Source organism: Paraburkholderia sp. HD33-4, from assembly GCF_021390635.1.
Taxonomy (GTDB): Bacteria; Pseudomonadota; Gammaproteobacteria; order Burkholderiales; family Burkholderiaceae; genus Paraburkholderia.
Genome location: NZ_JAJEJS010000003.1, coordinates 1,380,128 through 1,393,046 on the forward strand (window position 1 = coordinate 1,380,128; position 12,919 = coordinate 1,393,046).

Sequence of the window (12,919 nt, forward strand, 5' to 3'; positions counted from 1 at the left end):
TTGTGCATTGAATAGAAAAGTCCGCTGATTAAATCGCGGCGGGACGAGTCGTTACGTAAGCGCGCTGATGGTAGGCGAGCGGACGGCGCTCGTCCGATTTGATGGTCGCAATGACGCGAGCGAAAAAGAGACTGTGCGTGCCGACCTCGACCGCATCGACTACGTGACAGTCGAGGGTCAGGAGCGCCTGCTTGCAATACGGTGCTCCGCTAGCCAGCGTGCCCCACTCGCTTTGGGCGAACCGTTCGGGCATCGACAGCGCACCGGCGCCCGCGAAAAGCTGCGAAAGTTCGCTCTGCTCCGCACTCAGCCAATTGACCGTCAGTATCCCGTTCGCCTTGATCACGGCATTCGCGAAACTCTTTCGATTGACACAAGCGAGAACGGTCGGAGGCGTATCGCATACCGAGCACACTGCGGAGCAGGTCACGCCGGCTCTGCCACTCGGGCCGTCCGTGGCGAGGATCGTCACCGGTGTGATGGCATGGGAAAGCGCCTCTCTGAAAACTGTTGCGCTCACATCCTCAGCCACTGCATCGGGCGCATTGACGAGCAGCGTGGCAATTGCCGAATCGGCCGCCAATTCGCGTCTTTTTTGTGTGTTAGGCATCACACGTCTCCAGATCGAAGGTTATTCGCGTGAACGGGAAAGCCATCGGAAGCGCAGCCGGAATCACGACCCGACTACAAGGTCGGCAGATACATCTCGTCGGCGGTTCCAGCAGCGACACCGAGTTCCGCCGCCACGGCCACGACCCCCGCTTTGGCGACTTCGAGATCCACGCGTCCGTCGGACGTGAAATGCGGCCGGATGTAGCGCTCGTAGTGTTGCTCGGCTTCCGCGCTGGTCAGTCTGCCCAACATCGAAGCGATGTGTTCGACGGCGAGGCTCGGCTGTTCGGCGATCGTCTTCAGCGACCGCTTGTAGGCGCGCACCAGCGCCTGCAAGGCCGGATCGTCGAGTGCGATGCGCGAAGGATCCACCGCGAGGCCCACGGTCGGAATCTGGAAGTGGTCACCCACCCACGACAGCACCGAGAACCCTTCTTCGTGCGCGACCTGTTCGGCCGATAGCGTGCTACCCACGTAAGCCGCGTCGATCGAGCCCTCGCGAAGACGCCGCAGGTCCATCTGGTAGTCGCCGGGGATGCGTTCCACGCACTCGACGTCGCGATCCGGATCCAGGCCATGCTTGCGCAGCACGATTCGCGCGAAGACGCCTGGCGCGGTACGAGCCCCGTGAACCGCGAGCCGGCGGCCACGAAGGTCTTCCATCGACTTGACGCCGTTGGCGCCGACGAACCAGAACAGCGGTCGGTGCGTATTGACGCTCAAAGCCGTCCATTGGATGCCGCCGGTCATGCGCGATATCATGGCCCGGCCAAGACCGATGGTCGCACCACCACGCACGCGCTCGGTCTTCCATACCGCGCCATCCCGCATCGCGACGCGAACGCCTTCATCTTCGAAATATCCTTCCTGATCGGCGACATGCGCGATCAGTTCCTCGTGAATACCGGCACCGACGTAAGTCAGGTCGATCGAGAGCGTTGTCAATTAACACCTCTGTCAGGGCAATCAAACGTATTTGAAAAGTACTGCTTCTTCGAGCGGCGAAATCGGTCGGCGGGTTAGATCCACTGCTTCGATCCGCTCACTCGTTGCATTCACTCCATTCCAAAGCCACCGCTCACCGGAATGTAGTGCCCGGTCGTAAATCCCGACGCATCGCTCGCCAGATAGGCCACCGTGTTGGCAACTTCACCAGGCTTCGCAAGCCGTCCCATCGGTATCGACGCAGCGATCGCCTTCAGCCGTTCAGCGGAAACGAGCCCGGCCGAAAGCGCGCCTTCGACGGTCGTCGGCGCAACGAGGTTGGCCGTGATTCCGTTGGGCGCCAGCTCCAGTGCGACGTATCGCACGAACTGGTCGAGCGCCGCCTTGGCGGTGCCGAGCGTGATCATTCCGTTACGCGGCTTGCGCGACAGCAGCGCACTGAGATAAATCAGCCGGCCGGAACCCCGGGCGATCATGCCTGGCACAACTGCTTTCGTCGTCAGAAAGGCAGCGCGCAGTTCGGTGTCGACCTTGCCGCCGAGTTGCTCCCAGCTCATGTCGGCAAACGACGTGATGTCATACGGCGTGAGCGCGTTGTGTACGAGAACGTCTACGCTGCCCCAGCGTTCCTTGACTTGATCGACCATGCTGGTGACGTCGTCGGCTTTCGTGACGTCGCCTTGAATCGACACCGCTTCACCGCCGGCGGCGGCGATCGTGGCGACCAAATCTTCGGCCAGCGGTGCGCTAGCGCGATGGTTGACGACCACCTTGTACCCCTGTTGTGCCAGAGTGGTGGCAATGGCCGCGCCGATGCCGCGGCTCGCTCCAGTGATTAGCGCGACTGCCATGACGTCACCTCTGCTTCAAGATTGGCCGGGTATTCGTTGCCGTGGCGCATCTGTGCCGCCGCATAGTAAACGTAAGCTCTACTCATCAGTGAAATTACTCCTGTCAGATCAAAACGTGCTTTTGCAAACAACCAGGTACTACCGGCAACGCAGGCACTCGATGTATCGATTCCGTCACACCGTGCATTACGCGTCGTTTGAAATACAGTACCTCGTACAAATCTTTAGCTCTACGGATACAGCCTCATAGACACTATTCCTTGGCAGAATGGAGCCGATGAAGTCGGCCAGCGGCCGGGCACCACCCAGCGGCGCTCAGGCATCGGCTATTGAAATGGCATATACATCTGCAGCCATATGCGATTCCCTTCTGGCCGGTTGCGAACCAGCATTTCGCGCTGATACTTGAGCGCCACCGAGAATTTCCTGTTGCCGTACGCGATCGAAGGACCCACGGCAAATGCCTGTCCGCGGTTGCCGTTGCCATTCACCGTGAGTCCATGCTGCACATCGTCTGTCACCTGTTTGTAGAAATATCCGCTCGCCCCGATCTGCCACATCGGGGTGAAGCGATACCCTGCGCTGTAGTCGACGATAAATTCATTACCCGAGTGATAATCGGTCGCATGATTGACCGAATTCACGCTGTAGAGCGCACGCGCACTGAGTTCGATATTCGGCGTCGGCAACCATGTGACCGCGTAGTTCGGCTGCATCGAGTAATAGTTTCGGCCGGGATTTACGAGCCGGCTGGCCTCGTAACCACCGGTCGGAACAAAGAATTCGAGGCCCAACACCTGATGCAGGTTGCCGATATGCCAGCCAAGAAAGAGCGGCCCGAGTGTCATATCCGACAGCCCGCTCGCGCGGCCGCTCTTGTAGAGCGGCCCTTTCGGCGTTGCGGCATCGAAGTGCAGGTCGAGATTGACAAACGGGATGTTGGTCCGCGACTCGAGCGTCGCGCCAAAGAGCGTCACGTCTCGCCAGACGTGCGACAATCTGAATGCCGCCGCCTGCGCATGCAGCGAAAAATTCGATACGCTAGTTGACGGATCGCCGCCATTGCCCTCGAGCGTCGTCGCTTCGTAGTCCTGCAGGTACACGTAGATGTGGTTGCCTGGCGCAGGCTGAATGCCCGGCAGCAGTGTGTTCACACCGACCGGATAATTGGTTCCGCCACCTTCCGTGGCGTGCACGCTTGCAACCCGGCAACTCGATGCAATCACGGCGCCTGCAATGAGCGGGACACCGACAGCGCGACACAAACCGCGACACTCGAAAAAAGGCATACGTTCCCCTTCGCGCTCGTCCGGCATTGCACGGCGCCGTTGATGGATTTCAATTTTCTGGATGGAAAAACGAAGTGCTTTAAAGAAAACGCATACGTCTGCCCATTCACTCCGAACGTCCAGGGGAATGTGCACGCTTCCTGTTGCGCGACATACGGAATTGCGAGCGAAAACACCCCGGACTGGTTCTTTCCGGGACCACCCAGGCAAGTTGACTTCTTCCGTGTCGCTAAAGACCGCCTCGGCGAAACGCCAACGCGCGATACTGATTACCAGTCAGATTCATGATGCGGGGCTCTCAATCAAGTCCCATGGGGTCACGACGTCAAGCGAAGCGCGTCGATGCATACGTTCGGCAACGGCCCAGAAGCGGGCAGCGGCGCCGGAGAAGACTCGCGATTCGCCAGCGATACCGCCTATGCCGAACCCACGTTGTGGACTACATTAGGCTAGCCAAATAAATCCCTCTACAGACGCCGTGGCATAGACACTATTCCCGCGGGTAATAGAGTCGAACCATGCACTGACCCGCAGAACGGTCTTTCTGAGTCGGCGGTTTCACTTCCGAAAGCCGTGTTGCAACGGCCATTTCGTGTCGTCGCCGTTGGGCCTCCACACCTGATGTGAGCATGGAAACCGTGCGCGACGTGACGCCCAGGCAGCCATACCCGGTAGCACTTATCACTTCTTCCGTGCTTTCGATATGCAAAAACGTTGGTTGGAATCGCTCGCGCAGCGAATTAACGTGATGAATCAAGCGCCTTACCCGTGTGCGCGCATCCTCCGGCGTCAGAATAGATACTGTGATCCCCGTCAAGCATTTTGCAGTTTGGGATCGAAGCACTTGCCTGGCCTGATAACACCGAAAGCGACGTGAACGAGCTTGCGCATCATCGCACCGATGATGAGTTTGGCAGGCTTGCCAGAAGCGGCCATACGGTCGCGAAAGCGCTTTCCCCAGTGAGTCTTGTAAAGCGTTGTCATGGCAGGCATATAAGGCGCGCTTTACGTAAAAAGGCGTGAACTACGCGACAAAACTAAGACCGACTAGCGACCTCCTAGTCGGTCGGCGCGACAACATGGCGTGGTTCACGTCTCGCGCCCACTGCCCGAATCTCACCACATCGTTGTATTTTTTCGCCGATTCTCCAGATCGTCTGAATTTTTCGTGGACAGGCTTCCACTAAAAATTGCTTTGCGGGGGAACTTGCAACGCGCACCGCGTTAATAATCAGATGCTTAGATGCGATTTGGTGTCTGATTATTTCGTGGAACGACTGAAGCATCGCATCAGACTGGCCTGGCGCGACGATTTCTCTGATCAGAGTCAGAAAGTGGTCTATCCGACGACGTGAAGCGACTCGTCGCATCGTTACGAAAATCGCTATTTAGGTCGCATGCTAACCGGGTACTGACCACGTACATCACGCAGCGACGCTCACCTCAGCGGGACGGAGACGAACCGGCGAGCATTCTGGCGCTGGATCAGCACCGAAATCCCTTTCTTCGCCTTTGCTTCCACTGCGCCCGCTTGCTCCCGGGATTCGATCAGCTCGCCATCGAGCGACAGGACGATATCGCCAGTGTGAATGCCAGCACTCGCCGCAGGTCCGGTCACCTCGTCCACCATCATCCCTCCGGGAAGATCACTCGCCCGCTTCTCGTCGTCGGTCAGCGGGTGCATCGTCAAGCCAAGGCGATCCGCCGCGGTGCTTGCACTCTGGGCCGGCCCGGGATTCGACGCCGCGGCAGGGGTTTGCACGGCGCCTTGGGGTTCGCCGGCCGCGCCGACGATGATTTCAGTCGTCATCGGCTTTCGACTGCGGATCAGCTTGAGCGTCGTCTTCGTTCCGGGTTGCAGGCCGGCGGCATACTGGGCCAGTTCGGCCGAGCGATCGATCGTCCTGTCGCCAATCTGCGTGATCACGTCGCCAGGCTTCAGTCCACTCGCGGCGGCCGGCGTACCGGGCGTGACGGCGTTGACGAGCGCGCCAGCCGGTCGCGGCAGGCCAATCGCCACCGCCAACCCAGGTCCGACGTCCTGGACGTCTACGCCAGCAATGCCCCCCGGGCCAGTGCTCTGGGTTTGCAACTGCGCTCGCACCTTGTTCGCCAGGTTGATTGGAATCGCAAACGTCAGGCTTGGGTATCGCCCCACGTCCGGATACACCTGCACGTCAATGCCGATCACCTCGCCCGCCCGGTTGAACAGAGGGCCGCCGGAATTGTCCGGGTTGGCGGCGACCTCGGTCTCGAAAAAGGGAAAATTGCTGCCGTCCGGCAACGCTCGGGAAGTGGCGCTAACAATGCCAGTAGTAACGGTGTTCTGGAAACGGTCGGGTGAGCCGATCGTCAGCACCTGTTCACCGACACGCACGCGAGACGAGTCACCAAGCTTGACGGTCGGCAGCTTCGCAGCATCGATCTGAAGAACCGCAACGTCACTGTCAGTGTCGACGACGAGCACCTTGCCTTTGAATTCCCGCCGGTCGGTCAGGCTGACCGTGACTTCATCCGCCTGATCCACTACATGAGCCGTGGTCAGAATGAGGCCGTCTGGGCTGATGATGAAACCGGAGCCGGTGCCCGTTGTGACGCGTGGATTATTGCGTTGCGGCTCCGGCGATTGCGGCGCAACGCCGCTGAAAAACGCGGCAATCGGGTCGTGGGGGCCGATGTCCTCGGGGGACGGTGCCGATGTTTGCTTCTCTGGAGCCGTTACGCGGATATGGACGACAGCCGGACCGTATCGCTCGACCATGGTGGGGAAATCAATTGGCGTCGTGGCATTGGCCGGCGCAACCAATCTCGCCTCGACGGGCTTGGGTTGCGCGGCATCGGCGGCGATCGCAGCAGGCGGAAGGCACGGACAGCCGCCCAGAAGTCCAGCTACCACGGCAGCATGGAGCAACGTGCGAGTCAAGGTCCGGCGGAACACGGCGCCTCCGGGGCGGTCGTCATACCAGCGTTCCGACGTCTGAAGCGACCACGGCCAACAGCGATGGCGAACAGATCAGACGCTGATAAATCATTCTATCCCTATGGCGGCGGTCCGGCGTGACCGGCTGACCAACGAAAGCAGAATCGCCCTCCTCTACCGCACGAGAAGGTTCGCAGGTCCCTCGATGGTGGCGGTATCGGGCGAGCACCCGAGGTATCGGGTGAACTCACGCACGATGCGCGGATAGTTGGCTTGTGTCCTGGGGGAAAGCTGGCGCATACGCATGTCCTCGATCATGCGCAGGCGCAGCGGGCCGACGGTCGGTTGGGCGCTGGAGAACGAGGCGGATCGCCTCATTCGCCAACATACGGAACCGCGCGGCGGACCCCTCGCAAACCGCCACGCTCAACCGAAGCCCCCTACCGCGCGAGCGGTTCCGTTCTTCGGGGTGGAACGGTCGCTTGAGCGCTCCGCGACGGATGATCGACAAGGGCGGAAACCAACCAAACGCTAGAACAAGTGCCAGATCAGGAATTCCAGGCTGCCGCCGCCGAAGGAGAAAGCTACGATACCGCCATTGCACCGATGCTTTCCATTACCGCGATTGCATGATCGATTTGCGTCCTGGTATGGGCGGCATTCATCATGAAACGCAGTCGTGCTTGTCCGAGTGGCACGGCCGGAAACTGGACTGAGTCGACGTGGACACCTTCTTCGCGCAGTACGTTGACGTAACGCACGCACAGTTCCGTGTCGCCGATCAACACGGGAACGATTGCCGTCTCGGTCGACAGCAACTGATATCCGAGCGGTCGTATGCGCTCGATGAAATAACGCTGGTTGTCCCAAAGCCTTTGCCGCCGTTGCGGCTCTTCGGCCATCAGGTCGAGCGCAGCCAGTAGCGCGCTAGCCTGGTCCGGCGGCGGCGGGCAGGTGAAACCATAGGCCGAACTGGTAAGCCGGATGACGTCAGCCATATCGCGATCGACCGCCACGAACCCGCCAATGGCGCCAAATGCCTTGCTCAACGTGCCCATCTGGATGATATGGGGGCTGTAGCAGCTGAAATGTTCCGAAGTGCCGCCACCATGCTCGCCTAGCACGCCGGTAGCATGCGCATCATCGATATAGAGGATCGCGCCATAGCGCTCGGCCAGCGCCACCAGGTCCGGCAAGGGGGTAATCGTCCCCTCCATGCTGAACACGCCGTCGCTGACGATGATTGGTGTGGTGCCGTCCGCCGACTGCAGGAGCGACTCCAGATGGTTCATGTCGCAGTGTCGGTAGGTGCGGCGCAGTGCGCCGGACATCTGGATGCCTTCCCGAATGCTGATGTGATTGAACTCATCCGAGTAGTAAGCATATTTGCGGCGAGTCTTGGGGCGGTAGCCGTGCAAACGCGCCAGCGTAGCGGCTTTGACCAGCGTCGAGAGCACGCCGAGATTGGTCATGTAGCCAGTCACGAACAGCACTGCGTCGCTTTTGTGCTTGAGTGCACCCAGGCGTGCCTCCAGTTCGCGATAGACGTCGAGATCGCCGCCCAGAAGGCGCGACTCGCAGTTACCGACGCCATAGCGATCCAGCCCCTGCTTGGCGGCAGCCACCAATCGGGGATGATTCGCTAGCGCCAGATAATTGTTCGAACTGAACGAGACGAATTGACGCCCATTCGATATGAAGGTGGGATCCGGCAGTGTCGCGTGAACGTCAGAGACGTGGTGAATAGTGTGGCTTTCCAGCCATTGGGCGATTTCGCCTAAGTCATGCATTGTGGTGTTTTCCGTTTTGGCCCGGAATGCGTCAAACAACTGCCGATTGTCAATCTGGTTCCACGGGGTGCGGAGAGTCAGCGATTCTACTGTAACTGGTGGGCTTCGCAAATTCATGCCCTGCCCCGGTCAAAAAGCCCCGGCGATTGGCGGGCGAAAGTCCGTTGTCCGCTTGGACCACGTCTGAGTGTCCGTGGGAGCGCGCACGCGAGCGACTGGAGATGGCCGAGAGCACCAGTTCGATGGAGGTTCTGTAGAACCGCCGTTGAATTCTTCGACCGCTTTCGTGCGGTTTCTGTGGATGAGTACAGTCGGCCACGAGCCGCCGATCGAGGTCGCCATCCAATCTGAATAGCCAAGGTCTCGTCCGCCCCCGCTCAATGGCCGGTTTCCGGTGAGCAAGTTGCCGGTGGCACTGCCTCAACCCGGCCATGAACGGCCGGACGAGGTCGTCGTCCAGTTTGAGTAGCCAAGGTCTCATCCGCCCTCGTTCAATGGCCGGTCTCATGAGAGCGAATTGCGGGTGGAACGGCCTCAACCCGGCCATGACCTGACATTCGTCCGCGGTGTCACCCGGACGTTCAAGCGGCGGCTCCATCCGGGAAACGGCCGTTCAATTCATGGTATCGAACGTTGCGTCATTGGCCAGTGCGGACGATCTGAAATCGATGTTTAGATGGTCGCTTACCCATCCAGATTGGCAGTTTGTCAGGTCGTTCGCTACTTCGGCTGTCTGAACGTAATTTGGAATTGTTCCGGCGTTCTCCCATCGGTGGGCTGCTCGCGCTTGGCCCCCCCGATTGCGTGAGCTTTTTTACATCCCGCCCAACGGCTTTTCGACGGTCAGCTTGTTGGTCACCGAGGTCACCCCCGGAACGCCCTTCGCGATCTCCGCAACCTGATTGATCTGCGAAGCGTCGGTGACCGTGCCGCTCAGCGTCACCGCCCCACCTTTTGCGATCACGCTGATATTGCCGGCGCTGATCTCCTTGTGCTTGCCGATCGCGGCATACACCTGCCGGCGCAGCGCGCGATTGGCTTGCCGTGAGCTGACGGGGGCGGCTGCGCTAGCTGACATCGCCGGTGCGCCCGAAGCCGCACTGGCCGTCTGGCCCGACTGCGCCCATGCGCTGCCGGTCGCAGCAAGAATCAAGGTGGCAATCGCCAACGCGGATGCCTGAATGGTTTTCATCGAATACTCCAGTTGTTATGGGTGACGTAATCAGAAGTTATGGCGGATGCCGATCATGGCCGCCGTGGTGGACACGCCAGGCGCAACCGGGGCGCCATAGACGATGGTCTGGTTCATGGTCCCCTTGTTGGCCACATAACCGACTTGCGCGTAAGCCTTGGTGCGCTGGGACAGGTTGTATTCCGCGCCCACCGCGAATTCGCTCGAATGGTTCGCCGAGTTGTTTTTATCTTTCAGATAGTAGTAGCCGGACGTGACCTTGAAACGCGTATTGAACTGGTAGCCAAGCCCCCCGGAAATCATTTCGAAATCCGCGGTGTTGCTATGGGCCGGGTTCTTGCCGGCGCCGTACGAGGCCGACACCGAGAATCCCGCGATCGTGTACATCGCACCGAAATAGTAGAGGCGGTTGTTGGCGACACCGGTCGCCGGAATGGCGGGCGCCGCCGGGTAGGTGATCGGATACGGGTTGGTATCGTGGCCGTTGTAATACACGGCGGACAGATTCAGACCGTAGTTCGAATACTTGGCCACCGCCGACTCGCGCGTACCGCCCTGGAAATGACCGGCGACGCCGCCCGGTGCATATTCGAGCGCGAGCGACGCACCATGGAATTTCGGCGAGTTGTAGACGAGCGCGTTGCTGTCGTACAGAGCGCCAATCGGCGCGTTCGTGCTGGTGCCTGGCCAACCGGCCGCCTGATTGATACCGAGCCACGCGGTCAGAATACTGCCGAAATACTGCGCGCCACGGACGTCGGTTTCCGCCATCGCGTAGATCATCGGCACGATCTGTCGGCCGGCGTCGAAAGTACCGAAGGGCCCGGATACGCCGACCGTCGCGAACTGGTTGAAGATCGCGGTGACGCCCGGCGTGTCGGACAAGCCGAACTTGCCGTTGGTGGTGTTGAACGCACCCTGCAGCTTGAAGTTGACCTTGTAGCCGCCGCCGATGTCTTCGCTTCCCTTCATACCCCAGAAGCTGGAATAGATACCGCCGTCCTTCAGCTGATAGATCGCGCCGGTGTTCGGCGCGTGCGGCAGAAAGGTCGCCGCCGAAGTGCTCTGATACAGCAGACCCGTATCGACCACGCCATAGAGCGTCACTGACGACTGCGCATGAGCTGTGGTGGCGAACGTGGCGAAAACGGCCAACATGATAGCGCTGCCTGACTTTGACTTCATAGTGTCTCCTTCGCGTACCGGCGTTGGCGCAAAAGCCCATGCTGCGGTCGCTACATACTGATTGGTGGTTTTGTATGCGCCGGACGTACCCGGACGCGGTGTTGCGTGAAGCGAACTGCGTTGCTACGAAAGCGGTGTGTCAGGCCGGCAGATAGTAGCCGCCGAACTGATCGCGTAACTGGTTCTTGAGGACCTTGCCCGTTGCGCCGATAGGCACCGTGTCGACGAACACCACGGCATCGGGAGTCCACCAGCGCGCGACCCGGCCGTTGAAGAAGCCCAGCAGTTCGTCGCTGGCCAGCGCGCTGCCCGGCTTCTTCACGACCAGCAGCAGCGGCCGTTCGTCCCACTTCGGGTGCCGCGCGGCAATACAGACGGCCGTCGAGACTCCCGGATGCAGATACGCGACGTTTTCGATGGCCGCCGAACTGATCCATTCGCCGCCGGACTTGATCACGTCCTTGCTGCGATCGGTGATCTGCATGAAACCGTCGCGGTCGATCGTCGCGATGTCGCCGGTCGGAAACCAGCCATCGCACAGCGGCGAGGCAACGTCGGAACCGAAGTACTGCTGCGTGACCCAGTGACCGCGCACCTGCAGATCGCCAGCCGTCTCGCCGTCCCACGGCAACTCCTCGCCTTTCGCGTCGACGATCCGCATGTCGATGCCGAACAGCGTACGTCCCTGCTTCGCCTGAACCTTGTCCTGCTCCGCCATCGGCAGCGACTGCTGATGCGCCTTGAAGCTGCAGATCGTGCCGATCGGGCTCAACTCCGTCATGCCCCACGCGTGCAGCACCGCGACCCGATGCCGGTTCTGGAAAGCGTCCGTCATCGCTGTCGGACACGGCGCGCCGCCGATCACTGTGCGCCGCATCGATGAGAAGGTCGCCCCGAGTGCATCGACGTGCGCAAGCAGGCCCTGCCAGACAGTCGGCACGCCCGCCGACATCGTCACCTGTTCCTGTTCCATCAGTTCGTACAGCGACTTGCCGTCGAGCGCCGGCCCGGGAAACACCAGCTTCGCGCCGACCATGCAGGCGATGTACGGCAGGCCCCACGCATTCACATGGAACATCGGCACGACCGGCAGGATCACGTCGCGCGCGGAACAGTTCATTGCATCCGGCAGCGCCGCCGCATAGGTGTGCAGCACCGTCGAGCGATGGCTATACAGCACGCCCTTCGGATTGCCGGTGGTGCCCGACGTGTAGCACAGGGACGACGCGCTGTTTTCGTCGAGCTGCGGCCATTCAAAAACGTCGTCGTGCAGATCGATCAGGTCCTCGTAGCACAGCAGCATGCCGGCCAGCTCGTGCGCTTGCGGCATGTGGGCGCGATCGGTCATCGCCACGAATACCTTGGGGCTCTTCACCCGTGGCGCGACGCTCTCGATCAGCGGCAGGAACGTCAGGTCGAAGAACACGACACGGTCTTGCGCATGCTCGATGATGTACGCCAGCTGGTCGACGTGCAGCCGAGGGTTCAGCGTATGCAGCACCGACCCGGATCCCGACACCGCGAAATACAGCTCCATGTGGCGGTAGCCGTTCCATGCCAGCGTGCCTACACGCTCGCCCGGCTTCACGCCCAGCGTGCCCAACGCATTGGCCATGCGGCGCGTGCGTTTTGCGAGCTGCCGATACGTATAACGGTGCACGTCTCCTTCAACGCGGCGTGACACGATTTTCTGTTCACCATGATGGCGTTCCGCGTGCGTGAGCAGCGAAGCGACCAGCAGCGGCTGCTGCATCATCAAGCCTTGCATCTTTCCGTCTCCTGACTGATTGTGGCGTCTCGCGCGTTCGGCGCGTCGAGACTCACTACTACCTTTGAATCCACTATTTCGACCGGGAAGGTCGTCACATTCAATCCGCCCGTTCCCGCCATGCAGCCCGTGCGCACATCGAACCGCAGACCGTGCGCCGGGCAGCGCAACATGCAGCCTTCCAGCTGGCCGCCCGAAAGCGCGGCGCCGTTGTGCGGACAGCTGTTGTCGATGGCGTGAAGCGTGCCTTCGATGTTGAACAGCACGATGCTGCGGCCATCGATGAAGGCCAGCTTGCGCTGGCCCGGCGCGAGTTCGCCGGCGACACCCACCACGATCTGACGCGACATCCCAGACTCCTTCTGAT

The 12,919-nt window shown here is 60.5% G+C and carries 12 protein-coding genes; all 12 read right to left on the reverse strand.

What is annotated here, in order from left to right:
- Nucleotides 1-28 precede the first annotated feature (28 nt).
- Nucleotides 29-583, reverse strand: a complete 555-nt coding sequence (locus L0U84_RS40855) for a flavin reductase (protein ID WP_233859431.1) — start codon at nt 581-583, stop codon at nt 29-31.
- A 101-nt stretch (nt 584-684) separates the two neighbouring features.
- Nucleotides 685-1,557: an ABC transporter substrate-binding protein gene (locus L0U84_RS40860; RefSeq protein ID WP_233859435.1), complete on the reverse strand. Its 873-nt coding sequence runs from the start codon at nt 1,555-1,557 to the stop codon at nt 685-687.
- A gap of 110 nt (nt 1,558-1,667) precedes the next feature.
- Nucleotides 1,668-2,408, reverse strand: coding sequence for an SDR family NAD(P)-dependent oxidoreductase (locus L0U84_RS40865; protein WP_233859436.1), 741 nt, complete (start codon nt 2,406-2,408; stop codon nt 1,668-1,670).
- Between the two features lie 326 nt (nt 2,409-2,734).
- Complete coding sequence (locus tag L0U84_RS40870) at nt 2,735-3,832, reverse strand: SphA family protein (protein WP_233859438.1); 1,098 nt, start codon at nt 3,830-3,832, stop codon at nt 2,735-2,737.
- Nucleotides 3,833-4,510: 678 nt separating this feature from the next.
- Complete coding sequence (locus L0U84_RS40875) at nt 4,511-4,681, reverse strand: hypothetical protein (RefSeq protein WP_442794118.1); 171 nt, start codon at nt 4,679-4,681, stop codon at nt 4,511-4,513.
- A gap of 454 nt (nt 4,682-5,135) precedes the next feature.
- A complete protein-coding gene (locus L0U84_RS40880) occupies nt 5,136-6,635 on the reverse strand; it encodes a trypsin-like peptidase domain-containing protein (RefSeq protein ID WP_233859439.1) in 1,500 nt (499 codons plus the stop codon).
- A 156-nt stretch (nt 6,636-6,791) separates the two neighbouring features.
- The gene (locus L0U84_RS44320) at nt 6,792-6,995 is read right to left on the reverse strand and encodes a phage integrase N-terminal SAM-like domain-containing protein (RefSeq protein WP_442794119.1); all 204 of its coding nucleotides are present in this window, start codon (nt 6,993-6,995) and stop codon (nt 6,792-6,794) included.
- Between the two features lie 206 nt (nt 6,996-7,201).
- Nucleotides 7,202-8,524 carry an aminotransferase class I/II-fold pyridoxal phosphate-dependent enzyme gene (locus tag L0U84_RS40885; RefSeq protein ID WP_233859441.1) on the reverse strand — a complete coding sequence of 441 codons (1,323 nt, stop codon included), beginning with the start codon at nt 8,522-8,524 and terminating at the stop codon, nt 7,202-7,204.
- A gap of 697 nt (nt 8,525-9,221) precedes the next feature.
- Nucleotides 9,222-9,599 carry a BON domain-containing protein gene (locus L0U84_RS40890; protein WP_233859444.1) on the reverse strand — a complete coding sequence of 126 codons (378 nt, stop codon included), beginning with the start codon at nt 9,597-9,599 and terminating at the stop codon, nt 9,222-9,224.
- Nucleotides 9,600-9,629: 30 nt separating this feature from the next.
- Nucleotides 9,630-10,784, reverse strand: a complete 1,155-nt coding sequence (locus L0U84_RS40895) for a porin (protein WP_233859445.1) — start codon at nt 10,782-10,784, stop codon at nt 9,630-9,632.
- Nucleotides 10,785-10,923: 139 nt separating this feature from the next.
- Nucleotides 10,924-12,552: a 3-(methylthio)propionyl-CoA ligase gene (locus tag L0U84_RS40900; protein WP_233859446.1), complete on the reverse strand. Its 1,629-nt coding sequence runs from the start codon at nt 12,550-12,552 to the stop codon at nt 10,924-10,926.
- Nucleotides 12,540-12,902 carry a Rieske (2Fe-2S) protein gene (locus tag L0U84_RS40905; RefSeq protein ID WP_233859449.1) on the reverse strand — a complete coding sequence of 121 codons (363 nt, stop codon included), beginning with the start codon at nt 12,900-12,902 and terminating at the stop codon, nt 12,540-12,542. The genes L0U84_RS40900 and L0U84_RS40905 overlap by 13 nt, the downstream gene beginning before the upstream one ends.
- Between the last annotated feature and the right edge of the window lie 17 nt (nt 12,903-12,919).

Coding starts and splice junctions, on each gene's coding strand:
- L0U84_RS44320 (WP_442794119.1), bottom strand. CDS start 6,995: ATGAGGCGATCCGCCTCGTTCTCCAGCGCCCAACCGACCGTCGGCCCG.
- L0U84_RS40890 (WP_233859444.1), bottom strand. CDS start 9,599: ATGAAAACCATTCAGGCATCCGCGTTGGCGATTGCCACCTTGATTCTT.
- L0U84_RS40900 (WP_233859446.1), bottom strand. CDS start 12,552: ATGCAAGGCTTGATGATGCAGCAGCCGCTGCTGGTCGCTTCGCTGCTC.
- L0U84_RS40885 (WP_233859441.1), bottom strand. CDS start 8,524: ATGAATTTGCGAAGCCCACCAGTTACAGTAGAATCGCTGACTCTCCGC.
- L0U84_RS40865 (WP_233859436.1), bottom strand. CDS start 2,408: ATGGCAGTCGCGCTAATCACTGGAGCGAGCCGCGGCATCGGCGCGGCC.
- L0U84_RS40905 (WP_233859449.1), bottom strand. CDS start 12,902: ATGTCGCGTCAGATCGTGGTGGGTGTCGCCGGCGAACTCGCGCCGGGC.
- L0U84_RS40875 (WP_442794118.1), bottom strand. CDS start 4,681: ATGACAACGCTTTACAAGACTCACTGGGGAAAGCGCTTTCGCGACCGT.
- L0U84_RS40895 (WP_233859445.1), bottom strand. CDS start 10,784: ATGAAGTCAAAGTCAGGCAGCGCTATCATGTTGGCCGTTTTCGCCACG.